Consider the following 26,028-nt stretch of genomic DNA (forward strand, 5'->3'; position numbering starts at 1 on the left):
GAAGCCCGACTCATTTATTCGTCGTCGGCAGCGTGTTGAGCAGCGGTGCCTGACAACACACGCGAACGGATCACTTTCACCCGTTGCTGCATGATTTCGCGCGCCTTGACGCCGTCTCGCGCTTCGATCGCATTCAGTACCGACTTGTGTGAGCGGATCACGCGTGCGGCGATCGCGTGCGTCGTGTTGGGCGCGAGTAGCGGTTGCAACACAAAACGCAGCGCACGGAATTGCGCAAGCAGGACCCGGTTGTGCGACGACTCGACGATCGCTTCATGAAAGCGCAGTGACGCATCCGTGAACGCAAGTGGATCGTCGCGCAGTTTGTCGAGTTCGACCAGGATTTCGCTCAGCTTCTTGAGGTCTTCCTCGGTGGCGTTCTGTGCAGCAAGTTCCGCTGACGTGACTTCAATCGCCATTTGCGCGTCGAAGATTTCCTCGCCGGTGACGCCGATCAGATGCAATTGAATGGCCAGCGCGTCCGCGAAGCGTTCCGGATTACCTTGTGCAATCCACGCGCCACCCTTCGCGCCCATACGGATCTCCACGATGCCGACGGCTTCGAGCGTGCGCAATGCGTCGCGAGCAGCCATGCGGCTCACGTTGAATTGCGCGGACAGCGACGTTTCGCTGCCGAGGAAATCCCCCGTCTTGATCTGACCGGAAAAGACGGCTGCGCGCACCTGCGAAACGATGCGCCAGGATAAGGTTTCCGTCTGCACCGGTTCCCACAGCGGCGTAGTTTCGACAGTACCTTTTTTCAATTCGGATCTCCGGACCTGAGCGTTGCGACGTGATGAGCCGAAGCCGCACGCGCGCGTGGTGCGACCCCGAAAGACTGATCGCGATGTTAGCATAGCCGTCGAATAATCATACGGTTATACAATTCGCATGGGCTGCCGGGCTACCCGGCGATCACAAATCGAGCACCAGGCACTCGCTTCGGCTACCCGAGCAGCAAATCATCATCGACCGGTTCGCCGCCTGTTCGCCCTTTGTCAGCACCATGTCTCGATGATCCGGCACGCCTGAGAGCACCCGCGTTTCGCACGTGCCGCACACGCCCTGTGAGCAGGAATAACTGACGTCGATCCCTTCGTCGATCAGTGCGTCCAGAATCGTCTTGCCGGCGTTTACCTGAATCAGGCGGCCTGAGCGTGCGAGTTGCACGTTAAAACCGCCGGACGTCGCGGGCGCTTCGCCAGCGGCGAAGTATTCAACATGAAAACGCGCGCCGCTGCCACACGTTGCAGCGCTTGCTTCGAACGCATTCAGCATGGCCGTCGGGCCGCAGCAATAGAAGTGCGTGCGGTCGTCGTGCTGCGTCAATACGGTGGCGAAATCGAGCCGCTTTCCGCCCGGTTCACCGTCGTGATGAAACTGGACACGCGAGCCGTATTGTCCTAACGCACCGGCGAATGCAGTAACCTCGCGGGTTCGCGTGCAATAGTGCAACTCCCACGACCGCTCCAGCGCTTCCAGGCGCTGAATCATGCCCATGAGCGGCGTGATGCCAATTCCTCCCGCGATAAGCACCGTATGCGCGGCGTCCTCGACCAGCGGGAAATTGTTGGCGGGCGCGCCGATCGTCAGGACGGCGCCGACACGCAGTGCGTCATGCATCCACGACGAACCTCCGCGGCTCGACGGATCGCGATTCACACCGATCACATAGCGGTGCGTCTCCGCCGGCGAATTGCACAGCGAATAGCTACGGATCAGCCCGTTGGGCAAGTGGAGATCGATGTGAGCGCCGGCCGTGATGCCGGGCAGCGGCGAGCCGTCAGGTGCGTGAAATTCATACGTGTTGATGGTAGGCGCCTCATATCTGATCGCGCGAAGTTGCACCTGTAGCGTATCCATAGCTTTCTTCATGTTGACTCGTCCTGAGTTGTCTCGCCACGCAGACACAAATTCTGTTGCGCGCGCTTCGATGTGTAATATATATTATCGAAACACCGTCGGCAAGCGCGAGACGGAAGTCGATCGAACCGATGAATGCTTCTATAATGTATAATGTGTATTATCATTAGATCGATGATGAAGGCGGCGGAAATGACAGCCGGCCGAGACTGCCGAAGTGCTCGTGTAGCCGGCGCAGCGGCCGGGCGATAACAATGGAGACTTGAAGAATGCTGTCCCAAGCGAAGAACGAACTTTTGACGAAGGTCGGGCCGGGCGAGCCGATGGGCGAATTGCTGCGCCGTTACTGGATGCCGATTGCCGGGGTGAGCGAGTTCGACAAAGTGGCTGTCAAGCCGGTGCGCCTGCTCGGCGAAGACCTCGTGCTGTACAAGGATCTAAGCGGCAATTTCGGGCTGATCGACCGCCAGTGTCCGCACCGCCGCGCCGATCTCGCGTACGGCTTCGTCGAAAAGTGCGGGCTGCGCTGTAACTATCATGGCTGGCTCTACGACCAGGGCGGAAAATGCACGGAGCAGCCGTATGAGGACGTGGCGAATCCGCAGTTGAAGCTGAAAGAGCGGGTGAAGATCAAGGCGTATCCGGTCGAGGAGAAGGCGGGTCTTCTGTGGGCGTATCTTGGGCCGCAACCTGCACCGCTCGTGCCGAACTGGGAGCCGTTCTCCTGGAAGAACGGCTTCGTGCAAATCGTGATATCCGAAGTGCCGTGCAACTGGCTGCAATGCCAGGAGAACTCGATCGATCCCATTCACTTCGAATGGATGCACAACAACTGGACCGCGCGCCTGAACGGACAGACCGGCCCGTACTCGCCCGCGCATAAGCAGCTCGATTTCGACGAGTTCGACTACGGGTTCATCTACAAACGCCTGCGCGGCGACGCGGATGAAAATGATCCGCTCTGGTCGATCGGCCGTGTGTGCCTGTGGCCGAATGCGTTCTTTCTCGGCGAGCATTTCGAGTGGCGCGTGCCGGTCGACGACGCCCGCACATTGAGCGTGACGTGGGCTTTCACCCGCGTGCCGAAGGAAAGCGAGCCCTATGAGCAAAAGAGCGTGCCGACGTGGCACGGTCCGGTGACCGATCCGCAGACCGGCCGCTGGATTACGAGCCATGTAATGAACCAGGATTTTGTCGCGTGGGCGGGGCAGGGTGTGGTGGCTGATCGCACAAAAGAGAATCTGGGCAGCAGCGATCGTGGCATCGTCATGCTGCGCCGGCGCTTCTTCGAGGAACTGGACGTGGTCGCGAACGGCGGTGAGCCGAAGGGCATCATCCGCGATCCGAAGCACAATGAATGTGTGGAATTGCCAATTGCCGCACGCGCTACGTTCGTTGAGGGTATGACGCGCGCGGAGATCGCGAATCATCCTTTGTGGAAGCATCACCTGCAGGATTTCCGCTTTCAGGCAGGCCAGCCGGAACATGTCCGGCGAGCTTTTCTCGAAGCGATGGGCATGGAGCCGTGACGGCCGCGCTACAGTAACGGTGCGAAAACAGCACACGGCGGCGCTTTGCGCCGACCGGATATCAGATATCGGAGACGCAGATGGTTACCAGAAGTTACGACATTCAACTTGGCCTGTTCATCAACGGGGCGTGGCGTACCAGGAGCCGCGACACCCGGCCCGTCATCAATCCCGCCGACGAAACGGTGCTCGCCCACTTGCCGCTTGCCACGCAAGCTGACCTTGACGACGCACTCGCCGCGGCGGCGGCCGGGTTTGCGACGTGGTCGCGCATGAGCGCGTCCGAGCGGGCTGCCATCATCGACAAAGCCGCCGCGCTGATGCACGAACGCGCAGACGAAATCGGCACGCTGATGAGTTTTGAGCACGGCAAGATGCTGGCCGACGGCCTGCAGGAAGCGCACAGCTCAGCCGACATCGTCAAGTGGTTTGCGGAAGAAGGGCGTCGCGCCTATGGGCGTGTGGTGCCTGGCCCGCTGCCGAATTCCCGCCAACTCGTACTGAAAGTGCCCGTCGGACCGGTGGCGGCGTTCACGCCATGGAATTTTCCCGTACGGATTCCCGCACGTACTGTCGCGGCCGCGCTCGCGGCGGGTTGCTCGGTGATTCTGAAGGCTGCCGAAGAGACGCCTGGATCCACCACGGCGATGGTGCGCTGCTTCCAGGATGCGGGTTTGCCGCCGGGGGTGCTGAATCTGGTCTTCGGCGAGCCGGCGCAAGTGTCGGAATATCTGATCGCCTCGGACGTCATCAAGGCCGTGGCATTCACCGGGTCGATTCCGGTCGGCAAGCATCTCGCGGGTCTCGCCGCTACGCACGGCCTGAAGAAACTGGTGATGGAGTTGGGCGGCCATGCGCCGATGATCGTCTGCGACGACGTCGACGTGGCGCGTATTGCCACGATGACCGCCAATGCCAAGTTTCGCCAGGCCGGGCAAGCCTGCATTTCGCCAACGCGCTTCTATATTCAGGAGGGCGTGTACGGTGCCTTCATCGATAAGTTTGTCGAAGTGGCCGCGAAGCTGAAGGTCGGCTCGGCCTTCGAGCCCGACACGCAGGCGAGCCCGGTTGCCAACGCACGCCGGCTCGCCGCGGCGGACGAGTTCGTCAAGGATGCGGTGTCGCATGGCGCGCGCTTGCTGCTCGGCGGCCAGCGCCTGAATCGTCCCGGTTTCTTCTACGCGCCAACCGTGCTGGCTGACGTGCCAGAACAGGCGCGCATCATGAATGAAGAACCGTTCGGTCCGGTGGTGCCTTTCAGTTCATTCAAGACCGTCGAAGAAGTGCTCGAGCGGGCTAATCGATTGAAATATGGACTTGCGGCCTATGCGTTCACCGGTTCGGATCGGCGCGCGCTGCAACTGTCGAATGGTCTCGAGGCCGGCATGATCGGCATCAACAGCATGCTGGTCTCAGGGCCGGAAGTGCCGTTCGGCGGCGTCAAGGAAAGCGGTATTGGCTCCGAAAACGGCATTGAGGGCCTGCAGGCCTACCTGGTCACGAAGTTCGTTCAACAAGCCGTGTCCTGAGCATAGTGCAGAAGCGGCGATCGAAACATTGATCGCCACTGGCCAATCTCAAATAAGTTATATATATTATATTTAACAAAGATCCCCTGACGCAGTGAGTGCTTTGAGTACCGTTCGAAGCCTGCTCATGGACCAGTCAATACGATTCGTACGACTAATGAAAGAAAATCTCCTGCACGATGCCAGGCACGCGCGGACTTCGACAGTCTGGGAATCCGTGCAAACGGAAAAGCTGTCATGGCGCGTCGCATCGCAAGTGCGTGCCGCGCTATTTTCGAAGCAGGTGAAGGCGGGCGACTTTCTCGGCAGTGAGGCCTCGCTGGCGCAGCAGTTTAACGTTAGCCGTACCGCCGCCCGTGATGCGCTGAGAACGCTGGAAGCGGTCGGCATCGTCGAGATCCGTATGGGCGCGAAGGGCGGCGTGTGGATTGCCGGTGCGAACCCGGAGCGCTTTGCCGACGCGCTGTCGATACAACTGAGCCTCATCGGCGCCGGCGCGAGCGAAGTGTTCGATGCGCAAATGGCGATCGAAGTGATGGCCGCGGAGAAAGCAGCGGAAAACCTGACTGTCGTGCATCGCACGGCACTGCGTGACGCATTGCACGGCGCGGGAGACGCACGCAAGCAACTCGAGACATTTACTGACGCGTCGCTGCGCTTTCACGAAGCACTCGTCGAAGCTTCAGGGAATCGGGTTTTGCTCGCGCAGTTCAAGGCGCTGCGTTTTGTGCTGACGCCTTTGCTCGCCACCTATACGAGTGCGGACACGGCGAATCGCGTGATCGCTTCGCATCGGCGTCTGTTCGACGCGGTGTGCCGCGGCGAAGTCGAGATGGCTCGCCGCCTGATGCAGGAACGGATCCAGATCGTTCGCACAAGCTTCATTCCGATGACGCCGGCGGCATACATCCAACCCGACCCGGAAGCGGTCCGGGCTTGAACCCACACTATTTAACGGAGACCTTCATGATCATCGATGCGCACGCGCACGTCACCGCGCCGGATTCTCTTTACGTCTGGAAGTCCGGTCTTGTTTCCCATCGCGGCGCGCACGGCCGTGGCACCGCACAGATCAGCGACGACGAAATGCTGGCGGTACTCAATGCACCGACATTCGGCACCAAATCGCACGTCGAGCAGTTGCGTGACATCGGCACGGACCTGCAGTTGATCTCGCCGCGTCCGTACCAGATGATGCATAGCGAAAAGCCGGCGAAGATTGTCCACTGGTTCACCGAGGAAACCAATGACATGATCGCGCAGCAGGCGCGGCTCATGCCGCAGACGTTTCGCGGCGTCGGCGGTTTGCCGCAGGCGTGGGGCGAGCCCGTCAGCGGATGTTTGCCGGAACTGGAGCGTTGCATCAAGGAACTCGGCCTCGTCGGCGTGCTGCTGAATACCGACCCGAGCGAGGGGCTGGCAACCAACGAGGTGCCCGACCTCGGCAGCGAATACTGGTATCCCCTGTATGAGAAGCTCGTCGAACTCGATGTGCCCGCGTACCTGCATTCGGCGGGATGCCGTTCGGACCGTCACAACTATTCGCTGCACTTCATCAACGAAGAAACGATCGCGGTGATGGCGCTCGCGCGTTCGCGTGTGTTCAAGGACTTCCCGCAGTTGAAGATTGTCGTCTCGCATGGCGGCGGCGCGGTGCCGTATCAGTTCGGACGCTTCCAGGCCCCCTCGCTGCGGCCGGGACGCGCAAGCGAACCGTTTCTCGACAGCTTGCGCCGTCTCTACTACGACACGGTGCTGTACTCGGAAGAGGCGCTGCGTCTGCTCATCAAGACGGTCGGCGCGGATCGCTGCATCTTCGGTGCGGAGCGGCCGGGGGTCGGCACGGTGAAGGATCCGCAGACGGGCCGCTGGCTGGATGACATTCGTCCGGTCATCGAAAGTTTCGAATGGCTCAGCAGCGACGAAAAACGCATGATTTTCGAGGGTAACGCGCGCAAGGTGTTCCGTCTCGACCTGCCGGCTGGCACAGCCGCGACACGTTGAAGCCCTCGGTTATGAAAAACACGTTCAACGGGAGCGCGGCATGGCAACGATGATCGGCGCGATCGCCACATCCCACGGCCCCTTGCTGTCGATGCCACCTGATCTCTGGCATTTGCGGGCCGGCGCGGATCTGAAGAATCCGTCGCACTGGTTTCAGGGGTGCTCTTACGACTACGCGGCGCTGCTGGACGCGCGCGCACCGGGCTTTGCGGCGGCGGTCACCGATGCGTCAAAGCAGGAACGCTATGCCGCTTGCCAGCGAGCTCTCGATACGCTTGCCGAACGCTTCCATGCGATGAAACCTGATCTCGTCATCGTGCTCGGCAACGATCAGCGCGAGGTGTTCAAGGACGACCTGACGCCGGCAATCACGATATTCGGCGGTGAGCAGATCGAGAACCTGCCGCTGTCGGAAGAACAGCGCCGCCGTCTGCCGCCGGGTGTCGCGGAGGCGGAGGATGGCCACTGTCCGCCGGAAGGGGCGGTTTATCCCGGCGCGCCGGATCACGCGTTGACGCTGGTGCAGTCGCTTGTCGATGACGGTTTTGATATCGCCGTTTCGAACCGGTTACCAAAAGGCGAGGATCGCCAGCACGGCATTCCACACGCGTTTGGTTTCGTCTATCGCCGGGTGATGCGCGATGCGCCACCGCCGTCGGTGCCCGTGTTTCTGAACGTCGGCGTGGCGCCGAATCAGCCTCGCGTGGCGCGCTGCCTGGCGCTCGGCCACGCGCTCGGTGCGGCGATCCGGCGCTTGCCGGCCGAACTGCGGGTGGTGGTGGTCGCCTCTGGTGGCATGAGTCACTTCGTGGTTGACGAAGCACTCGATCACCGCGTGCTGACTGCGCTCGCCGAGGGCGACGAAGCCACGCTGTGTGATATTCCGGAGTCGCATTTCAACGGTAATACCTCGGAAATCAAGAGCTGGTTACCGCTTGTCGGCCTTGCCGCGAGCGCGTCGCTGAAGATGAAGCTGATCGACTACGTCGCATGTTATCGCTCGGAAGCCGGGACAGGCTCGGGGATGGCGTTTGCCTGCTGGGAGTGAGCAGCAGCGGCGATAGCGGCAAAAAAAGGCGAATATGAGGAACGGAGCAGACACGCATGAAAAAAGCAGATGACAACACTCGACGCCTGCAGCGGCTCGACTGTTGCGCAGTATCGGATGCACTCGACAAGCTCGGTTTGACCGGCACGGTCACCGGCTTGCCGCAACGTTCGACCGAGCGCCGCATTGCCGGCAGGGTCGTGACCGTGAAACTGGTAGAGGCCGCGCAGATAAGCGCGGCCTCGCATAACGGTGCGCCGCGCCATCTCGGCACGACGGCCGTCGAATTTGCCGGCGCGGGCGATGTGATCGTGGTCGAGCAGCACACGGGGCTCGACGCCGGCAGTTGGGGCGGCATTCTCTCGCTCGGCGCGTCATTGCGCGGCATCGAGGGCGTGATTGCCGACGGCCCCGTGCGCGATATCGATGAAGCGCGGCAATACGACTTTCCAGTTTTCGCGCGGGCATTGACGGCGTTCACCGCACGCAATCGCGTTGCCGAAGCCGGCACCAATGTGCCGATCACGGTTGCACAGGTTCGCGTCAATCCGGGCGACTATGTGATCGCCGATAACAGCGCGGTGATCTTCATTGCTGCCGCGGACATCGAGCGTGTGCTGGCCGCCGCCGAGTTGATTGCCGGCAAGGAAGCGGCGATGGCGAAAAAACTGCTGAACGGTGTGCCCATTGCCCAGGTGATGGGTGCGGACTACGAATATATGTTGCAGGACAGGGGATAAACATGAGCGACAAGAATGCGCAGCGCGCACAGCGCCTCGATACCGCGACACTGAGCGATGCACTGGATCGCCTCGGCATCGTCGGTCAATGTACCGGCATCAAGCCGCGCGATGCGAGTTTCCGTCTGAGCGGCCGTGCGTTCACGATTCTTTACGGACCGCCGACAACGCCGCCCGGCACCGTTGGCGACTATATCGACGACGTCCCGGAAGGCGGCGTGATCGTGCTGGATAACGCCGGCCGCGAAGACTGCACGGTCTGGGGCGACATCCTTACGGAGATCGCGCATCGGCGGAAAATCGCCGGCACCGTCATTGATGGAATCTGCCGCGATGTGAGCCTGTGCCTGTCGCTGGGTTACCCTGTGTTCAGCAAGGGTCACTGGATGCGTACCGGCAAAGACCGCGTGCAAGTCGAAAGCATGCAGGTGCCGGTCAACATTGGTAACGCGCGTGTGTTGCCGGGCGACCTGGTCGTTGGCGACGCGGATGGCGTGATCGTGATTCCGCACGCCCACGAAGACCGCGTACTCGCTGCCGCCGAAGAGATTCACGCAGCGGAGCAGGCGATTCGCGAGGCGGCGCGGCAAGGTATGCGGCTCGACGAGGCGCGCCAGCAGCATCGCTATCACGCGCTGCAGAGCAAAGTGAGCGTCTGAGCGCCGACGCTCACGACGCCACGACACGCGAGCCATCAGAATATCCATCAGGAGACACCATGTCGTACCCTTTCATCGATTCGCCGCTGGTGACCGCTTCGATCGAGCGGCCGGCCGCCGAAGTGATCGAGGCGGCCCGCGCCTTTCCGTCCGCGACCTTGCTCGAAGCGGCCAACAAACTGGGCGCGCTGCCGTCGGCGATCAAGCCGGTCAGTCCCGCATTCCGTGTCTGCGGCCCGGCGGTTACCGTGCATTCGCCGGCTGGCGACAATCTCTGGTTGCATCGTGCGCTGGTCGTCGCGCAGCCGGGTGATGTGCTGGTGGTGTATACGAGCGACTACTACGAAGCCGGCTACTGGGGCGAGGTCATGTCGACGGCGGCCAAGGAGCGCGGGGTGGCAGGCCTCGTCATCGACGGTTGCGTTCGCGATGCCGAGCTGCTCGCGCGCATCGGTTTCCCGGTGTTTTCGCGCGGCCTGTGCATTCGCGGCACGACCAAAGATTTCGCGGCACGCGGCTGGATCAATCATCCGCTGCGTATCGGCGATGTCGCAGTGCGGCCGGGCGACCTGGTGGTGGGCGATGCGGACGGCGTTGTGGTACTCGCGCAGGAAGCGGTCGGCAGCACCTTGCGCGCCGCGCACGAACGTGAGGATAAGGAAGCGGAAATACTCGCGCGCATCGCCGCGGGTGAATTGACGCTCGATATTTACGGCTGGAATCGCTAGACGCGCGGTCCGGTATCGAAGAGACAGAGGAGCAATCGCAATGAGCAATCAAACCGCAGGCGGGCATGAGCCTACGCTTTCCGAGCGCGCCGATGTGCTGGAACACGAGATGATCGCGGAGCTGGACCGGCGCGTCGTGAAATCAGTGATCTACACATCAGGTGACCGCGATCCGACGCAGGCCATTCCACCGCCGCCGGGCACGGGCCACTTCATGATGGGCGACGATCCGCGCCTGCAGAAGATGCCCGCGAACCCCACCTTGATCGACTTCTTCAAGTACCGCTTCGGGCCGGCCAATCACGTGCTGCAAAGCGCGACGCACGCGTTGAAAGCCGGGCAGAACGAGAAGATCGTGCTGGCCTGTCTGTTACATGACATCAGCGTGGCCGGTTTCATTCGTGGCGATCACGGCTATTGGGGCGCACAGATGATCGCGCCGTACGTGGACGAGGAGGTCAGTTGGGCCATCCAGTATCACCAGGCGTTGCGTTTTTTCGCGGATGAATCGGTAGGTTATGGGTATCCGGACGCGTATCTGCGCTATTTCGGCAAGGATTACGAGCCTGAGCCGTATATCCAGCGCGACTACGAGTACGCGCGCAATCACAAGTGGTACATGTCGAGCCGTTCGATCACGTTGCACGACATCTATTCGTTCGATCCGAACGCAGTGGTGAGTCTCGACGATTTCGTCGACATCATCGGACGCAATTTCCGGCAGCCGAAGGAAGGACTCGGCTTCGACGGCAGTCCGTCGGCACACATCTGGCGCACGATGATCTGGCCGACGAAGTTCCTTTAATAGCAGGCGGCTGCGCCTGGTGCGCCCGCGGCGCGCCACTCATCCTCATTCCTCTATCGAAGTCAGCAAAGGTGTTCCCATGACAAACGAATTGCGTCCTGTCGCTCCCACCTACATCGGCTCGTTGAAGCCCTATCAGGCAGGCAAACCCATCGAAGAAACGGCGCGCGAGTACGGGCTGCCGGAAGCCAGCATCATCAAGCTCGCCTCGAATGAAAATCCGCTCGGCATGCCGCCGAAGGCACGTGCGGCCATCGACGCGATCGTCAACAGCGGGGCACGCTACCCCGATCCGAACGGTCATGCGTTGAAAGTGGCGCTGGGCCAGAAGTACAACGTCGAGCGTAACTGGATCACGCTCGGCAACGGTTCGAGCGACATTCTCGAACTCGTCGCACGTGCCTTCCTGCAGGCTGCGCAGCCGGACAGCGATTGCAATGCCGTGTCGTCGCAATACGCATTCATGGCGTGGCAGAACGCGGTCAAGGCAACCGGCGCGCGAATGGTCGCCGTGCCCGCCAAAGACTACGGCCACGATCTTGACGCCATGGCGCTGGCGGTCAACGCGGCGACGCGCGTGGTGTATCTCGCGAATCCGAACAACCCGACCGGCACGTTCTTCAGCGTCGGCGAACTGACCGCGTTTCTCGATCGCATCCCGGCCAATGTCGTTGTGCTGCTCGATGAGGCCTATAACGAGTATCTCGAACCGGGTCATCGTTACGACAGCACCGAACTCGTGCGGCGCTATCCGAATCTGGTCGTGTCGCGAACCTTCTCGAAGGCATTCGGGTTGGCTGGACTACGGGTCGGTTTCGCTATCGCGACGCCTTACGTCACCGATCTTCTGAACCGTGTGCGGCAGACGTTCAATGTCAATTCACTGGCACAGGCTGCGGCCATTGCCGCACTGAACGACGACGACTACCTGAACGAATCGTATCGCCTGAATCGCGAAGGGATTGAGCGGTTCTACGAGGTCTGCGACGCGCTGCGGCTCCCGCATGTGAAAAGCCAGGGCAACTTCGTCGTGATCAAGGTGGGCAATTCGGCCGCGCTGTTCGATGCGCTGCTCAGGCGCGGCATCATCGTCCGCAAGGTGGTGGACTACGGGCTGGGCGAGTGGCTGCGTGTCACGGTCGGATTGCCGCAGGAAAACGAAAGGTTCTTTACGGCGTTGCGTGAACTTGTGGTGGTCAACGCGTGAGATAGAAACTCACCTAAATTAAACTATATTATACTTTCGAGATAGAGCCCGGCCACGGACTGCCCGCAGCATCCGTGGCCACGAACAGGCGAATACAAGTCCTGTCGCTCGAACTCATCCCCGTTGGAGCGAGACAATCCATGCTTGAGTTTATTCTGCGGAGACTGTTCCAGAGCGTGCTTGCGCTTTGGGCGATGTCGCTGCTCGTGTTTGCCGGCGTCTACGTTGTGGGCGACCCGATTGCGCTGATGGTCCCCGACAGCGCCACACCCGAGATGCGCACGCGCATCATTGCATCGCTCGGACTGGATCAGCCGTGGTGGCTCCAGTACTGGCATTTCCTCAGCCACTCGTTGCGCGGCGACTTCGGCACGTCGTTCCTGACCGGCGCACCGGTTGCGCAGATGATCGTCTCGCGGATGCCCGCAACGCTCGAGTTATCGGTGATTGCCATGCTGATGGCCATTGTCATTGGTATACCGCTTGGTATGGTCGCCGGATTGCGCCCCGAGAAGCTCTCCTCGCGCATCATTACCGCATCGTCGACGATAGGTTTCAGTTTGCCGACGTTCTGGGTCGGCCTGATCCTGATTCTCGTCTGCTCGGTGATACTTAGCTGGCTGCCTTCAGGCGGACGCGGCACCACGACGTCATGGCTCGGCATGCAGGTGAGCTTTCTGACGCTCGACGGCTGGAAGCACCTGCTGTTGCCGGCGCTCAATCTCGCACTCTTCAACATCGCGCTGATTATCCGGCTCGCGTATTCCTCGACACGCGAAACCGCACTGACCGACTACGTCAAGTTCGCGCGGGCCAAAGGGCTGAGCGCATCGCGCATTGTCGGCGTGCATATCCTGAAGAACATCATGATCCCGCTCGTGACGGTGATCGGTATCAACCTCGGCGGGTTGATCGCTTTTTCGATCGTCACGGAAACTGTATTCGCATGGCCGGGCATGGGCAAACTGCTGATCGATTCGATCAATGCGCTCGATCGCCCAGTGGTCATTGCCTATCTGCTGACCGTCGCAGCGATCTATATGCTGATCAACCTGATCGTCGACATTCTGTATTCGCTGCTCGATCCGCGCATCTCGGTGACGGCGGAGGTGAATTGACATGGCACCCATCACAGGAACGACCGTGGCCGAACCGCGCGCCCAAACTACTGGTTCCACCGCTTCCAACATGACCGCCGCCAAACCGGTGAAACGTCCGCATCGGTTTGCACGCATGGGCGGGCAACTGAGCGCGCTATGGAGCGAATTCAGCCAGAGCAAACTCGCGCTCACAGGGCTCGTGCTGTTTATCGCGATTACTGCGCTGGCGGTGTTCGCACCGTGGATTGCGCCGCAGAATCCTTATGACCTCGCCCAGCTCGACCTGAGCGATTCACAGCTTCCGCCGCTTGCGCATGCGTCGATGGGGGCACATATCTACTGGCTCGGCACTGACGATCAGGGGCGCGACATGCTGTCCGCGATTCTCTACGGCATGCGCACGAGCCTGTACGTGAGCCTCGTCTGTACCGTGCTCGCGTTGGGCATCGGTGTAGCGCTGGGTCTGATCGGCGCATTCTATGGACGCAAGGTCGACGCGCTGATCATGCGGCTTGCCGACATCCAGCTTTCGTTCCCTTCGATTCTGATTGCGCTGGTGTTTATCGCGGCATTTGGCAAAGGGGTCGACAAGATCATCTATGCACTCGTGCTGGTGCAATGGGCGGTGTATGCGCGTACGGCGCGAGGTTCCGCGCTCGTCGAGTTGCGCAAGGAGTATGTGGAGGCGGCGCGTTGCCTGAAACTGAGCGACACGCGGATCATCTTCCGCCATGTGCTGCCCAATTGCGTGCCGCCGCTGCTGGTCGTCGCAACCGTGCAGATGGCGACCACGATCTCGCTTGAAGCGACGCTGTCGTTTCTGGGTCTTGGGTTGCCGATTACGGAGCCGTCGCTCGGTCTGCTGATTTCGAACGGATATAACTACCTGCTGTCCGGTTCCTACTGGATCAGCGTGTTCCCGGGCGTCGCGCTGCTGTTGCTGATGCTGTGCCTGAATCTCATGGCGGATCGCCTGCGCGATGTGCTCAACCCGAGGTTGAAGAAATGACTCAGCCCGCATTGCAGGTCAACAATCTGTGCACTCACTTCACGACGCCGCGCGGCATCGTGAAAGCAGTGAACGGTGTGAGTTTCAGCGTCGCGCGGGGCGAAATTCTGGGCGTAGTCGGTGAGTCCGGTTCCGGTAAATCGCAAACCGGCTATTCGATCATGGGTCTGATCGATCCCCCGGGCAAGGTGGTGAGCGGCAGCATCAAGCTGGCAGGTGAGGAACTGGCCGCATGCACCGAGGCGCAATGGCGCAAGATTCGCGGCAACCGGATCTCGATGATTTTCCAGGATCCGATGATGACGCTCAATCCCGTGCTGCGTATCGATACGCAGATGGTCGAGGCGGTGCTCGCGCACCGGCCGATGAGCCGTCGCGCGGCGCTCGACGAAGCGCGCGCGGCGCTTGCGCAGGTCGGTATCCCGGCGCCGGACGAGCGTCTGAAGTGTTATCCGCATCAGTTCTCCGGCGGCATGCGTCAGCGCGTCGCGATTGCGATTGCGCTGATCAACCGGCCCGAGGTGGTGATCGCTGACGAACCGACTACCGCGCTCGACGTCACCATTCAGGCGCAGATTCTCGGTGAGATCCAGCAACTGTGCCGCAACTCGGGGACGGCGCTGATCTGGATCACGCACGACCTGTCGGTGGTCGCGGGGCTGGCGGATCGCGTGTGCGTGATGTACGGCGGCCGGATCGCCGAATACGGCAGCGTCGATCAGGTGCTCGATACGCCGCGTCACCCTTATACGCGCGGCTTGATGAATTCGATTCCGAGCCGCAATCCCAAAGGCGTGATGTTGCGGCAGATTCCCGGTGCGCCGCCTTCGCTGCTCGCGTTAGGCGGTGGCTGTGCGTTCCGCACGCGCTGTTCATCCGCGGTGCCCGAATGTGCGCACGAGATTGCCGAATCGATTGACCACGACGGCCACATGGTTCGCTGCATCCGGCCCGTCGTCGATGAACATGAGGAGATCGCATGACCCCGCTGCTCGAATTGCGTCATGTTACGAAGACGTTCGCACCGAGACAGGATGCGACGGGCCGCTTCGTCCGCGCTATCACTGGACGGCAGCCGCCGAAGGGCGTGCGAGCGGTCACCGATCTGAGCCTGAGTGTGAGCGCTGGAGAAGTGGTCGGACTGGTCGGCGAATCCGGCTGCGGTAAATCGACGGTCGGCCGGCTGGCGGCCGGCGTCTACTGGCCGACGAGCGGCAAGCGCTACTGGCAGGATACGGATATGGCGTCGCTCGGCCGGCGCGAGCGCAATCGCGCTGAACTGGATATCCAGATGATCTTCCAGGATCCGTACGCGTCGCTCAATCCGCGCATGCGGGCCGCGGATATTGTGGCGGAAGGGGCGCACGTGCATGGCTTCATCCGTAAAGCAGATACGCGCGATTTTGTCGGCGCGCTGTTTGAACGGGTGGGCCTCGATCCGGATTCGATGGACCGCTTCGCCCATCAGTTCTCGGGTGGCCAGCGCGCACGTATCGGTATTGCGCGTGCGCTGTCGGTGAGTCCGAAGTTCCTCGTTTGCGATGAATCGGTGGCGGCACTTGACGTGTCGATTCAGGCGCAGGTGTTGAACCTGTTCATCAAGCTGCGCGAAGAACTCGGTTTGACGTATCTGTTCATCAGTCACGATCTGGGCGTGGTGCGCCATATCGCGGATCGCATTGTCGTCATGTATCTCGGCAAGATCGTGGAATCGGGACCCACCGAGCAGGTTTATCAGAATCCACAGCATCCGTACACGCAGGCTTTGCTGGCGGAAGTGCCGTCGCTCGATAAGCGCAAGAAGACCTTCTACGCAATCAAGGGCGAGATTCCGTCGCCGATGAATCCGCCTTCGGGGTGCCATTTTCATCCGCGCTGCCCGCACGCGTTGCCCGTCTGCAAGGAGGTCGTGCCCGAATTGAAGCGCGCTGTCGATGGGCAATTCGCTGCGTGTCATCTGATCGACTGAAGTCAACGGCACGCTTGAAGTCTGGCCCGGTGTGAGTCGTACAGCAGCGATGCTGGAGGTTCACACCGGGTTTTTTCATGGGCGGCGCATAGACGAGGCAGTGAGTTCGCGCGAGCCTTAATTCCAGCGGCACAAAAAAAAGCCGGCTTGCGCCGGCATAAATGTGTGACGCTCGACTCTCGCCATCGAGCGGCACGTCTCGCGATCAATCGATCAGAACTTGTGGCGTATGCCAACACCCGCCACGACCTGCTTGTTGGTGCTCGACGTCGGCAGCGTCAGAATGACCGCACGCGTACCGTCACCGCTCGCCAGTTGATAGTTCACCTGGGCATACAGGTCGGTGCGCTTCGACAGGAAGTAGTCGATCCCAACCGACGTCTGGCCCCAGTGCGAACTCTCGAGCTTCGAATAGGTGTACCCCGCGCCGGCGACCAGCGCCGGTGTGAAGTGGTACAGCAAGCTGCCTTCCAGGGTGCTCAGTGTGGCCGAATTGCCCATGTACGAAATCCGCGTGCCGGTGTAGTTCGCCATGATGCCGACTTTGCCGATCGAATAGCTGCCGCCGAGCCCCCATGTCTTCATGCTGTCGGCCACAATCGGGTTGCCTGTTAGCGGCTGGCCGAATAGCGTGTTGACGCCCAGATCGTTGGTCGGATTGATGCTGAAGTTATTGATATCCGTATAGGCTGCGCCGAGACTGAGCGGGCCACGATCGTAGGTCAGGCCGAAACTCATCGAGCTGTTCTGATGGAAGTTGCCCGCCGTATTGCCGAAGCCGTACATCGCGCCGGCGGTGAAGCCGCCGAAGTTGTTGCTGACGAATTTGACCGTGTTATCCAGCCGGTCGCCCGATACGCGGTCGTAGTCACCCGGATGGAACGCATACACGCCGGCGACGTAGGCGATCGAGTAGTTGCCGATGATGTCGCCCATGAAGTCGTACTGATGGCCGAGCGTCAGCGTGCCGATCTGGTTCGCGAGACCCACGTAAGCCTGGCGTCCGAACATGAGGCCACCCTGACCCATGCTGCCGTCGTTCAGGTTGAAGCCGTTTTCAAGGCGAAACAGCGCTTGCAGGCCACCACCCAGATCTTCGGCGCCCTTGAATCCGAGCCGGTTGCCCTGTGGGACACCCGTGTCGAAGACCCAAGCGGAATGGCCGCCGCTGTTGCTAACGTAGCTGATCCCCGAGTCGACGATCCCGTAAATCGTCACGCTGCTCTGCGCCTGTGCACCCGCTGCAAAAGTACAAAGTGACACGGCAGCAAGCGGTGCGGCGAGGGTCTTTCTCATTGTTTGTCTCCTTTCCATGAATAGTCTGCGCTAAGTTCGTTAAAGATGCCGCATGTTTTGCGAGGCTTCGTGCGCAGTTGTTCCTGTCTCGCAACGTGTTGCAAGTGCAACCATTTCGTTGGGTGAACGAAAGGCCGCGCGGTGGTCCTGCAGCGCCCGTCATCAACTTGAGCAGTGCTTGACTTCGATAGAAGTGTATAACGATAATATAGTTATACAGAAGGCATTTTGAGGCGATGAAGATGCTCGTAAACACGAAGTGACGACGCCGCACACTTGCCGTTACTGCGCGTGTTCAGTTCGGTGCGCTGGTTTCAGATGGAAGCCGATAACGGCTTCCTCAATAAAGCGGGTACCCTTGCGGGTTCTGCACATATAGGAGACGGAGATGGGAACAACTTTGCGGGGCTGGGGCCGGCTGGCAGTCATGGCCGGTGCGTTGGCCGCGAGCGTGTTCGTGCAGCAGAATGCAGGTGCAGCGGAATTCAAGTACGGGGTCAGCGCAGACGTCACGTCGCTCGATCCGCAGTTCGCCAACTTGCCGGGCAACCGCAACGTGGCGCGCAATGTGTTCGAGCCGTTGATCGACATGTCGCCAGACGGCCGGTTGCAGCCCGGGCTCGCCGAGTCGTGGAAGCCGCTCGACGACAAGACGTGGGAAATCAAGCTGCGCAAGAACGTCAAGTTCCAGGACGGCTCGTCGTTCACGGCGGACGATGTGGACTATTCGCTCGCGCGTCCTGACACGCTGACCAATTCGCCGGCTACGTTTGGCGTCTTCACGAAAGACATCACCAAGGTGGAGGTGGTCGATCCGTACACGGTCAAGCTGACCACGGCCCGGCCGCTGGCTGTGCTGCCAAACTATCTGTCGATGATCTTCATGCTGTCGAAGAAAGACACGCAGGGACTCAAGAGCGAAGACTTCGAAACCGGCAAGGGTCTCGTCGGCACGGGGCCTTACAAGTTCTCCCGCTTTTTGCGGGGCGATCGCGTCGAACTCGTCCGCAACGACGCTTACTGGGGCGACAAGCCGGCCTATGACAAGGTGACCGTGCGGATTCTGCCGAATGCGGCGGCGCGCGTGGCGGCCATTCTGTCGGGCGACGTCGACGCGGTGATCGACGTACCGAGCGCGGATGTCGCGCGCATCAAGGCTGACAAACAGCTTGCCGTCTACACGAAGCCCAGCACCCTGATGGTCTTCTGGGTGATGAATCAGCTAAACGACAACGCGCCGTATGTGACGGACAACAACGGTAAGCCCCTGGGCAAGAATCCGTTCAAGGATGTGCGCGTGCGCCGTGCGTTCTCTTTGGCGATCAATCGGCAGGTGCTGGTGGACCGCGTGCTGCAAGGCCTGGGCGTGGCGACGCAGAACAGCGTGCCGAGTACGATGTTCGGCTACAACCCGGCGCTGCCGCCCGATCCGTACAAGCCGGATGAAGCGAAGAAGCTGCTGGCCGAAGCCGGCTATCCCGAGTGCTTTTCGCTGACGCTCTTCGCGCCGAACGATCGCTACGTCAACGATTCGCAACTGGCGCAGGGTGTCGCGCAAATGCTGACGCGCATCGGGTGCAAGACCAAGGTCGAGACGCAACCGATGGGTACCTTTATCTCGCGCGTGAATCAGCTGCAACTGGGCTTCTTCATGATCGGCTGGGGCGCGGATGCGGGCGACATGGGCGTGCAGCTCGAATCGCTGTTCTCGAATCCGACCAACAATCCGTTTCGCAAGATCAACATCCAGACATACGATTCGCCGAACTTCTGGAAGCCGTTGAACGCGGGGTTGGCAACGGTCGACAATGCGAAACGTGAAGCGCTTTACCAGCAAACGTCGAAGGTGCTACACGATGAAGTGGGCATCATTCCGACTCATCTGCAGGTTTCGACCTTCGCCGCACGCAACGGGATTCATATCGTGCCGCGCGTCGATTCGCAGATGTACGGGTTCGACGCCGCACCGGCGAAGTAATCGGTGAACGCCGCTGTGTGTCTCTAGCGAAGCGGCAAGAGCGGCACGAGCGGCGAACGAATCGGCGAGCATGGGCTCGCCGATTCGTTTTATCCCAATGTCACGCGCGTGTTGTCGTTGAAGTGCGAAACGAACTTGTCGAGCAACGCGAGAAATTGCGTGCGCTCGGCAGGATCGAACGGCGCGAGCAGCGCTTCGACCGATTTCTGCGCGTAGCGCTCGCATTGGCGGAAGCATTGCCGGCCGGCTTCGGTCAGCGAGATTTCCACTTTGCGCTGGTCCGTTTCGCTTTTTGCTTTTTCGAGCAGGCCGCGCTCGCTCAGAATCTTGACGACCAGTGCGGTGGTCGAGCGGTCGAGGCCGATCAGACGTGCGATGCCAATCTGCTCGAGCGGGCCGCTGTGGAAGAGGATGTACAACACGCCATACTGGCTAGGCGTCATGTCGAGCGCGGCGCAGGCTTCGATGAAGAGGTCGGTCGAGATCTGGTGAGCACGCCGGATCATGAAGCCGGGACGGGCGTACAGACGGTCGAGCGGAGTCTGGCGCGTATCGCGCGCCACAGGGTTCTTTGCCATGGACTCGTATCAGGAAGTGGGCCGCCCGCGGTCGGGCGGCAAGTGTGACTGGCCGATATTATCGCGCAGTGCGGACGGGATGCTGAAGAGTGGGGCGGATGACGGGCGTCATCCGCGCAAATTACTGTGCGTCAGGCTGCTGCCCAGGCGCGGCCGCAGCGAATGCCGGCAACTGCATGCAGCGCTGCGCGATGCGGCCAAGCACCGGGTAGGCACTCAGATCGACGTTAAAACGTTGCGCGTTGAAAACCTGCGGCACGAGCGTGAGATCGGCTAGCGTCGGTTGGTCGCCGTAGCAGAACTGACCCGTCGTGTGACTGTGTGCAAGCCTGGTTTCCAGCGCGGCAAAACCCGTGTGGACCCAGTGGTGATACCAGGCGTCTTTCGCTTCCTGTGTCAGCCCGGCCGCATCGCCAAGGTATTTGAGCACGCGCAGGTTGTTGAGCGGATGGATGTCGCACGCGATGTCCAAAGCCAGTGCGCGCACGGTGGCGCGGCCGAGCGGGTCGCGCGGCAGTAGCGGTGGCTCGGGATGCAGTTCGTCCAGGTACTCGATGATCGCCAGCGACTGATGGAGCGACACCTCGCCGTTCCTGAGCACAGGGACGAGCGCCTCTGGACTGAGCGAGCGATAGGCGGGCGTGAACTGCTCACCGCCGTCGCGCGACAGATGAACGGGAATGTAATCGAATGGCAGGCCCTTCAGGCCTAGCGCAATCCGCACCCGGTACGAGGCGGAGCTGCGAAAAAAATTGTGAAGCTGCACGGAATATCCTCGATGAACGGAGCGTGACGAGCGTTACGCTCCGTTGTGACGTGAGTCGTTCAGACCACTTTGACCTGGAATTCGCCGAGACCGTCGATGCCGCCATGCATCGTATCGCCCTTGATCACGGCGCCAACGCCTTCTGGTGTGCCGGTATAGATCAGATCGCCCGGCACCAGTTCGAAGAAGCGCGACAGATATGCGATAGTTTCCGCGACCGACCAGATCAGTTGCGAGACGTCCGCGCGTTGCTTCGACGTGCCATTGACGTTCAGCCAGATCGCGCCGTCCTTCAGATGGCCCGTCTGTTCAGCGCGATGCAGTGGGCCGATCGGTGCGGAGTGATCGAACGCCTTGCCAATATCCCATGGGCGGCCCATTTTTCGCATCTCCATCTGCAGATCGCGGCGCGTCATGTCGAGTCCTAGTGCGTAGCCAAACACGTGATCGAGTGCTTCGTCGGCGGAGATATCTTTCCCCCCCTTGCCGATTGCCGCGACCAGTTCCATTTCGTAGTGGCAGTTGTCCGTCTCGGACGGATACGGAAATTCTCCAATTGTTCCCGGCGCGACATGGACGATAGCGTCGGCCGGCTTGCAGAAGAAAAATGGCGGCTCGCGGTCCGGATCGAAGCCCATTTCTCTCGCATGGGCGGCGTAGTTGCGCCCAACGCAGTAGATGCGCCGGACGGGAAATGCCTTGTCCGAACCGGCAACCGGGACCGTTACCGCAGGCGCGGACTCAAAGACCAGATTCATTGAATATTCTCCAGGTGTGATTGTGTGTGGTGCTGACCAGCGCGGTCGTCAAGGCGCGCGTTACGCGTCCAGTTTTTCTTCGCGAAGAATGTTGAGCGCGGTTTGCACAGGCCGGTCCGAGAAGCTGAACAGCACGGCATCGTCGTTCGCGTGCAGCGTGAAGGTCTTCCATGACGGCACGACGAAGTGATCCTTCGGACCGAATTCGAAGCTTTGCCCGTCGATGACCACGCGCCCGGTTCCCTCGACGACTGAATACACGGCGCCGTCGGTGCTACGGAACGGTTTGCCTGAGAAACCAGCCGGCAGGTACTGCATGAACGTGGCAAGGGTTGGCATCGGCCAGCCGCCGGTTGCAGGGTTGACGTAGCGCAGCTTGACGCCATGCCATTCATCGAGGTCACCATCGCGATAGAGGCGCTCGAGCACTTCGCGCGTGCGCTCGTAGGGGTAGCTGAAAATGGGCGACGTCGGCGATGACGGCTGATAGTCGACCGGCAACAGGTTGTGTCCATAGCGCGCGAGCGCATTGCCTTCCGGACGGGTAACGCGTTGCGACATGGCCGTGCTTTTTTCCTCGAAGCCCGCGTCGAAGAAGCGAATCATTGGTATATCCAGGCCGTCGAGCCAGACGACGGGTTCGCTGTGGCCGTCGACGCCCTCGTTGCCGTGATCGTGCCAGGTCCAGCCCGGCGTAATGATGAAGTCGCCCGGCATCATGGTCGTGCGTTCGCCGTCGACCGCCGTATAGGCGCCACGGCCATGCACGATGAAGCGCAACGCCGATTGCACGTGGCGGTGGGCCGGCGCGACTTCGCCCGGCAGAATCAGCTGCAATCCGGCATAGAGCGATTGCGTCACGCTGGCGTGGCCGGGCAGCGCGGGGTTCTCGAGCACGAGCACGCGGCGCACGGCTTCCTCGGCCGTGATCAAGGTGCCGGCCCGTTCGATGTAGGGCAGCACCTCGCGCCATTTCCACAGCGCGGGCACACAGGGTCCATTGGGCTGATGCGGCACCAGTGTGCTAAGCGATTCCCACAGGGGAATCATGTTGAGTTCGCGGATCTGCTGGTAGAAAGCTTTCCTTTCTGACGTGGGAAGGCCGGTGTTCATTGCTTGTCTCCTGTTCTTTTCTGGAAACGCCGTGTCTCGTCGAACGGCGTAGGTCTATCTGGCGATACATGACGGCGCTCTGGTGAATAATCAGCAGACGTATGTCAAAAGATATTGAATCTTGATCGTCGTGTCAAATGAATTCCGTTGTCCGGATGAACCGCTTGACGAAGCCGGAATGGCTCACTATATTTCGGCAGACGTATGCGTAAATGACGGTGGTCACGCAGCGGAAGAGGCGGATTCAGCGGCGCGTTGCTCCGCGCATATCACGAAAGAGGAGACAGATGAAAAAGGATACTGAGGTCGTCATCGTTGGTGCGGGGATTGGCGGGTTGACGCTGGCGCTGACGTTGCACAAGGCAGGCATCGCGAGCCGCATTTTCGAAGCGGCGCCGGAAATCAGGCCGCTCGGCGTTGGGATTAACCTCCTGCCGCATGCAACGCGTGAACTGGCGGAACTCGATCTGCTCACCGAGTTGGCGGCGGTCGGTGTGACGACGCAGGAGTCCGTGTTTTTCAATCGTCACGGACAATTGATCTACCGGGAGCCGGCTGGTCGATTTGCCGGTTACGATCATCCGCAGTTCTCGATCCATCGCGGCGATCTGCAGAGCGTATTGCTCAAGGCGGTGCTTGAGCGTCTGGGGCGGGACAGCGTGGTGACAGACCGCCGCTGTCTCAGCGCAACCCAGGACGAGACGGGCGCCATCGCACGCTTTACCGATAGCGCCGGCAACGAGCATCTCGCCAGCGGCGCGGCGATCGTAGCGTGCGACGGCATTCACTCGGCGATTCGCAAACAGTTCTACCCGGACGAAGGCGCGCCGCGCTATTCCGGTTTCAACATGTGGCGCGGAACGATCGTCGCGCCGCCGTTCCTGACCGGCGGCAGCATGGTGCGTGCCGGCTGGCTGACGCACGGCAAGATGGTCATTTATCCGATCCGCGATAACGTCGATGCCGCCGGCAATCAGTTAGTGAACTGGGTCGCCGAAATCGAGGCGCCGCAACCCGCGCGCCGCGACTGGAATGGACAAGGGCGTCTCGCCGATTTCTTCCCGGCATTCGCAGACTGGCATTTCGACTGGCTGGATGTGGCCGCCATGATCGAAGCGACGGAGACGATTCTGGAGTATCCGATGGTCGATCAGGATCCGCTGCCGCGCTGGACGTTCGGCCGCATCACGCTATTGGGCGACGCGGCGCATCCGATGGTGCCGCGTGGCTCGAACGGTGCCGGGCAAGCGATTCTGGACGCGCGTTTTCTGGCCGACCGTTGTGCGGAACTGGGCGTTTGCGAGGAGGCGCTGCTTGGCTATGATCGGGCGCGCGTCAAGGCGACAGGCGATGTCGTGCTGATGAACCGCAAGGCGCCGCCCGACCGGATCTTGCAGGTGGTTTACGAGCGCACGCAGGGGCAGCGCTTCGAGCGGATCGAGGATGTGGTCAGCGCGGAGGAGTTAAGCCAGATCGCGAACCAGTACAAAACGGTCGCTGGTTTTCATCTCGACGATCTGAAAGCCAGGCAACGGGTGGGATGACGCCTGCCTCCGATATATGTATAAACGATATATACTGTTTATACAGTTATCAATTCGGAGGTAAATATGACAACACCCGTGACGCAGGAGCCTACCAAGAAGGCGTTCCATTTCCCGAAGAGCTCGGCTAAGCACGCAACAGACAGCGCGGCGCCGGCGGCCGCGCCGGAACAGCCGGCGGAAGCGGCGCCTGTCGTCAAGAAGGCGGCCAAAGCGAAGCGTTCGGCGGCTGCGGAAGCGACGCCTGCCGTTAGAAAGGCAGCGAAAGCCAAGCGCTCGGCAACGGCGGAAGTGGCCCCTGTCGTCAAGAAGGCAGCCAAAGCGAAGCGTTCGGCAACCGTGGAAGCGGCCCCCGTCGTCAAGAAGGCGGCCAAAGCGAAGCGTTCGGTAGCAGCGGAAGCAGCGCCGGTCGTCGAGAAAGCGGTCAAGGCGAAGCGTTCGGTAGCGGCGGAAGCAACCCCTGTCGTCGAGAAGGCAACCAAGCCGAAGCGCTCGGCAGCCGTGGAAGCCGCGCCTGCCGCCGCTCCAGAAGCAAAGAAAGCGAAGCCGCCGAAGGAAGAGAAAGTCGTGCGCGACAGCTTCACGATGCCGAAATCGGACTACGACAAGATCGCGTCGCTCAAGCAGAAGTGCCTCGACGCCGGCGTGCCGGTCAAGAAGAGCGAGTTGTTGCGAGCCGGTTTGTTGATGCTGGAATCGGCCACGCCGCAGCGCCTGCTTGCCGCGGTGTCGTCGCTCGAGACGGTGAAGACGGGGCGTCCCGCGAAGGGCTAAACCTGGCATTGTGGTTCGATGCAAGATTTAGCTGGTGTCGTGCCCGCCCGGGCGGTGTCGGACTGCAGCGCATCCGGCTGCAATTTCTCGAGCCGCAGGGACGGGTACGAAGCATCATCATGACACCGCCACATGGCTGGAAGGTGACGGCCAAATTACGCCGACCCGCCAGCAGTTTCCCAGCCAATCGGCCTTGCGAGTTGATCGCACCGTGCACGAACAGTGTGCGCACGCGGAGGGGCAAGCCGGTTGTAAGTACATTTCGACACGCGAGCGAAATGCGGCGACGACACAATCTGTAAGCACTGACGCTTACTGCGCGCTAATGTCAGCGCCATCTTCATGCTCTAGACGACTGGTCTAATTGAGGCCATAATCCGGTTCCTATGAGAGCTAGCCATCCCCACATTCGCCGGCATATCCTCGACGCCGGGCGCGCCCTGATTGCGCGCAAAGGCTTTGTCGCGGTCGGGCTGAACGAGATTTTGACAACTGCCGAGATCCCGAAGGGGTCGTTCTATCACTACTTCGGCTCGAAGGAATCGTTCGGCACCGAGTTGCTGCAGCAGTATGTCGCCGACTACGCGACACGTCTTGACGAGCTGTTCGGTCAGCCCGGTGTCAACGGCCGTGACAAGCTGCTGAGTTATTGGGCCGCCTGGCAACAGGCGCAACTCGATCAGGACGGCGACGAAAAGTGTCTGGTGGTGAAGCTGAGCGCGGAAGTCGGCGACCTGTCCGATGAGATGCGCATCGTGCTGCGCGATGGCGTTGACCGTTTGATGACGCGTCTGGCGTCCGTGATCGAAGAAGGCCAGACAGACGGATCGCTTTCGCCGGAGATCCGGGCTAAGGAAGCGGCCGAGCTCCTTTATCAGATGTGGCTCGGCGCGGCGCTTGTCACGAAGCTGCGACAGGATGGAAGCGCGATGGCGCAGGCCATGGCTGTCACCGTCAGCGTACTTCGCGCGCCTTGACCGTGTCGCGGCGGAGGCCGAGGCCGTGGCTCTATTGAAGCTTCTTGAACAAAA

25 protein-coding genes are annotated in these 26,028 nt (G+C 60.8%); 18 read left to right on the top strand and 7 right to left on the bottom strand.

Going from position 1 to position 26,028, the window contains the following annotated elements:
- Positions 1-14 precede the first annotated feature (14 nt).
- Positions 15-764, bottom strand: coding sequence for a FadR/GntR family transcriptional regulator (locus PQQ96_RS17105; RefSeq protein WP_408293960.1), 750 nt, complete (start codon positions 762-764; stop codon positions 15-17).
- Between the two features lie 151 nt (positions 765-915).
- A complete protein-coding gene (locus PQQ96_RS17110; protein ID WP_408293963.1) occupies positions 916-1,875 on the bottom strand; it encodes a PDR/VanB family oxidoreductase in 960 nt (319 codons plus the stop codon).
- Positions 1,876-2,132: 257 nt separating this feature from the next.
- Here PQQ96_RS17110 and PQQ96_RS17115 point away from each other — a divergent pair, with 257 nt between their 5' ends.
- The 14 genes from PQQ96_RS17115 to PQQ96_RS17180 all read left to right on the top strand — a co-directional run bounded on the left by PQQ96_RS17115 (position 2,133) and on the right by PQQ96_RS17180 (position 16,190).
- On the top strand, positions 2,133-3,392 hold the full coding sequence (locus PQQ96_RS17115) for a Rieske 2Fe-2S domain-containing protein (protein WP_408293966.1): 1,260 nt from the start codon (positions 2,133-2,135) through the stop codon (positions 3,390-3,392).
- An 80-nt stretch (positions 3,393-3,472) separates the two neighbouring features.
- Positions 3,473-4,921, top strand: a complete 1,449-nt coding sequence (locus PQQ96_RS17120) for an NAD-dependent succinate-semialdehyde dehydrogenase (protein ID WP_408293969.1) — start codon at positions 3,473-3,475, stop codon at positions 4,919-4,921.
- A gap of 157 nt (positions 4,922-5,078) precedes the next feature.
- On the top strand, positions 5,079-5,861 hold the full coding sequence (locus tag PQQ96_RS17125; protein ID WP_408293971.1) for a FadR/GntR family transcriptional regulator: 783 nt from the start codon (positions 5,079-5,081) through the stop codon (positions 5,859-5,861).
- Between the two features lie 26 nt (positions 5,862-5,887).
- Positions 5,888-6,925, top strand: a complete 1,038-nt coding sequence (locus PQQ96_RS17130; RefSeq protein ID WP_408293973.1) for an amidohydrolase family protein — start codon at positions 5,888-5,890, stop codon at positions 6,923-6,925.
- 40 nt (positions 6,926-6,965) lie between these two features.
- Entirely contained in the window at positions 6,966-7,973 is a 1,008-nt protein-coding gene (locus PQQ96_RS17135) for a DODA-type extradiol aromatic ring-opening family dioxygenase (protein WP_408293976.1), read from the top strand.
- Positions 7,974-8,029: 56 nt separating this feature from the next.
- Positions 8,030-8,713 carry an RraA family protein gene (locus PQQ96_RS17140; RefSeq protein ID WP_408293979.1) on the top strand — a complete coding sequence of 228 codons (684 nt, stop codon included), beginning with the start codon at positions 8,030-8,032 and terminating at the stop codon, positions 8,711-8,713.
- 2 nt (positions 8,714-8,715) lie between these two features.
- On the top strand, positions 8,716-9,372 hold the full coding sequence (locus PQQ96_RS17145) for an RraA family protein (protein ID WP_408293982.1): 657 nt from the start codon (positions 8,716-8,718) through the stop codon (positions 9,370-9,372).
- Positions 9,373-9,431: 59 nt separating this feature from the next.
- Complete coding sequence (locus PQQ96_RS17150) at positions 9,432-10,100, top strand: 4-carboxy-4-hydroxy-2-oxoadipate aldolase/oxaloacetate decarboxylase (protein WP_408293985.1); 669 nt, start codon at positions 9,432-9,434, stop codon at positions 10,098-10,100.
- Between the two features lie 40 nt (positions 10,101-10,140).
- The gene (locus PQQ96_RS17155) at positions 10,141-10,905 is read left to right on the top strand and encodes an HD domain-containing protein (RefSeq protein WP_408293987.1); all 765 of its coding nucleotides are present in this window, start codon (positions 10,141-10,143) and stop codon (positions 10,903-10,905) included.
- Between the two features lie 79 nt (positions 10,906-10,984).
- Positions 10,985-12,112, top strand: a complete 1,128-nt coding sequence (gene hisC / locus PQQ96_RS17160) for a histidinol-phosphate transaminase (RefSeq protein WP_408293990.1) — start codon at positions 10,985-10,987, stop codon at positions 12,110-12,112.
- Positions 12,113-12,252: 140 nt separating this feature from the next.
- Complete coding sequence (locus PQQ96_RS17165) at positions 12,253-13,230, top strand: ABC transporter permease (protein ID WP_408293993.1); 978 nt, start codon at positions 12,253-12,255, stop codon at positions 13,228-13,230.
- Between the two features lies 1 nt (position 13,231).
- Positions 13,232-14,221, top strand: coding sequence for an ABC transporter permease (locus tag PQQ96_RS17170; RefSeq protein ID WP_408293996.1), 990 nt, complete (start codon positions 13,232-13,234; stop codon positions 14,219-14,221).
- Positions 14,218-15,204: an ABC transporter ATP-binding protein gene (locus PQQ96_RS17175; protein WP_408293999.1), complete on the top strand. Its 987-nt coding sequence runs from the start codon at positions 14,218-14,220 to the stop codon at positions 15,202-15,204. The genes PQQ96_RS17170 and PQQ96_RS17175 overlap by 4 nt, the downstream gene beginning before the upstream one ends.
- Positions 15,201-16,190 carry an ABC transporter ATP-binding protein gene (locus PQQ96_RS17180; RefSeq protein WP_408294001.1) on the top strand — a complete coding sequence of 330 codons (990 nt, stop codon included), beginning with the start codon at positions 15,201-15,203 and terminating at the stop codon, positions 16,188-16,190. The genes PQQ96_RS17175 and PQQ96_RS17180 overlap by 4 nt, the downstream gene beginning before the upstream one ends.
- A gap of 213 nt (positions 16,191-16,403) precedes the next feature.
- Here PQQ96_RS17180 and PQQ96_RS17185 read toward each other — a convergent pair whose 3' ends face one another.
- Positions 16,404-17,486, bottom strand: coding sequence for a porin (locus PQQ96_RS17185; RefSeq protein ID WP_408294004.1), 1,083 nt, complete (start codon positions 17,484-17,486; stop codon positions 16,404-16,406).
- 388 nt (positions 17,487-17,874) lie between these two features.
- Between PQQ96_RS17185 and PQQ96_RS17190 the strand changes: the two genes are divergently transcribed.
- Positions 17,875-19,464 carry an ABC transporter substrate-binding protein gene (locus PQQ96_RS17190; protein ID WP_408294006.1) on the top strand — a complete coding sequence of 530 codons (1,590 nt, stop codon included), beginning with the start codon at positions 17,875-17,877 and terminating at the stop codon, positions 19,462-19,464.
- 89 nt (positions 19,465-19,553) lie between these two features.
- Here PQQ96_RS17190 and PQQ96_RS17195 read toward each other — a convergent pair whose 3' ends face one another.
- The 4 genes from PQQ96_RS17195 to gtdA form a co-directional block, all read right to left on the bottom strand.
- The gene (locus PQQ96_RS17195) at positions 19,554-20,042 is read right to left on the bottom strand and encodes a MarR family winged helix-turn-helix transcriptional regulator (RefSeq protein WP_120307132.1); all 489 of its coding nucleotides are present in this window, start codon (positions 20,040-20,042) and stop codon (positions 19,554-19,556) included.
- A gap of 121 nt (positions 20,043-20,163) precedes the next feature.
- Positions 20,164-20,808 carry a maleylacetoacetate isomerase gene (gene maiA / locus PQQ96_RS17200; RefSeq protein WP_408294009.1) on the bottom strand — a complete coding sequence of 215 codons (645 nt, stop codon included), beginning with the start codon at positions 20,806-20,808 and terminating at the stop codon, positions 20,164-20,166.
- Between the two features lie 59 nt (positions 20,809-20,867).
- Positions 20,868-21,566, bottom strand: a complete 699-nt coding sequence (locus tag PQQ96_RS17205; protein WP_408294012.1) for a fumarylacetoacetate hydrolase family protein — start codon at positions 21,564-21,566, stop codon at positions 20,868-20,870.
- A 60-nt stretch (positions 21,567-21,626) separates the two neighbouring features.
- Positions 21,627-22,679, bottom strand: a complete 1,053-nt coding sequence (gene gtdA / locus PQQ96_RS17210) for a gentisate 1,2-dioxygenase (protein WP_408294014.1) — start codon at positions 22,677-22,679, stop codon at positions 21,627-21,629.
- A gap of 287 nt (positions 22,680-22,966) precedes the next feature.
- Between gtdA and PQQ96_RS17215 the strand changes: the two genes are divergently transcribed.
- The 3 genes from PQQ96_RS17215 to PQQ96_RS17225 all read left to right on the top strand — a co-directional run bounded on the left by PQQ96_RS17215 (position 22,967) and on the right by PQQ96_RS17225 (position 25,974).
- Positions 22,967-24,223 carry a flavin-dependent oxidoreductase gene (locus tag PQQ96_RS17215; RefSeq protein WP_408294017.1) on the top strand — a complete coding sequence of 419 codons (1,257 nt, stop codon included), beginning with the start codon at positions 22,967-22,969 and terminating at the stop codon, positions 24,221-24,223.
- Positions 24,224-24,289: 66 nt separating this feature from the next.
- Positions 24,290-24,997, top strand: coding sequence for a hypothetical protein (locus tag PQQ96_RS17220; RefSeq protein WP_408294020.1), 708 nt, complete (start codon positions 24,290-24,292; stop codon positions 24,995-24,997).
- A gap of 386 nt (positions 24,998-25,383) precedes the next feature.
- Positions 25,384-25,974 carry a TetR/AcrR family transcriptional regulator gene (locus PQQ96_RS17225; RefSeq protein WP_408294023.1) on the top strand — a complete coding sequence of 197 codons (591 nt, stop codon included), beginning with the start codon at positions 25,384-25,386 and terminating at the stop codon, positions 25,972-25,974.
- Positions 25,975-26,028 lie beyond the last annotated feature (54 nt).

Origin of the sequence: Paraburkholderia sediminicola (assembly GCF_046027825.1) — a bacterium.
GTDB lineage: Bacteria > Pseudomonadota > Gammaproteobacteria > Burkholderiales > Burkholderiaceae > Paraburkholderia > Paraburkholderia sediminicola_D.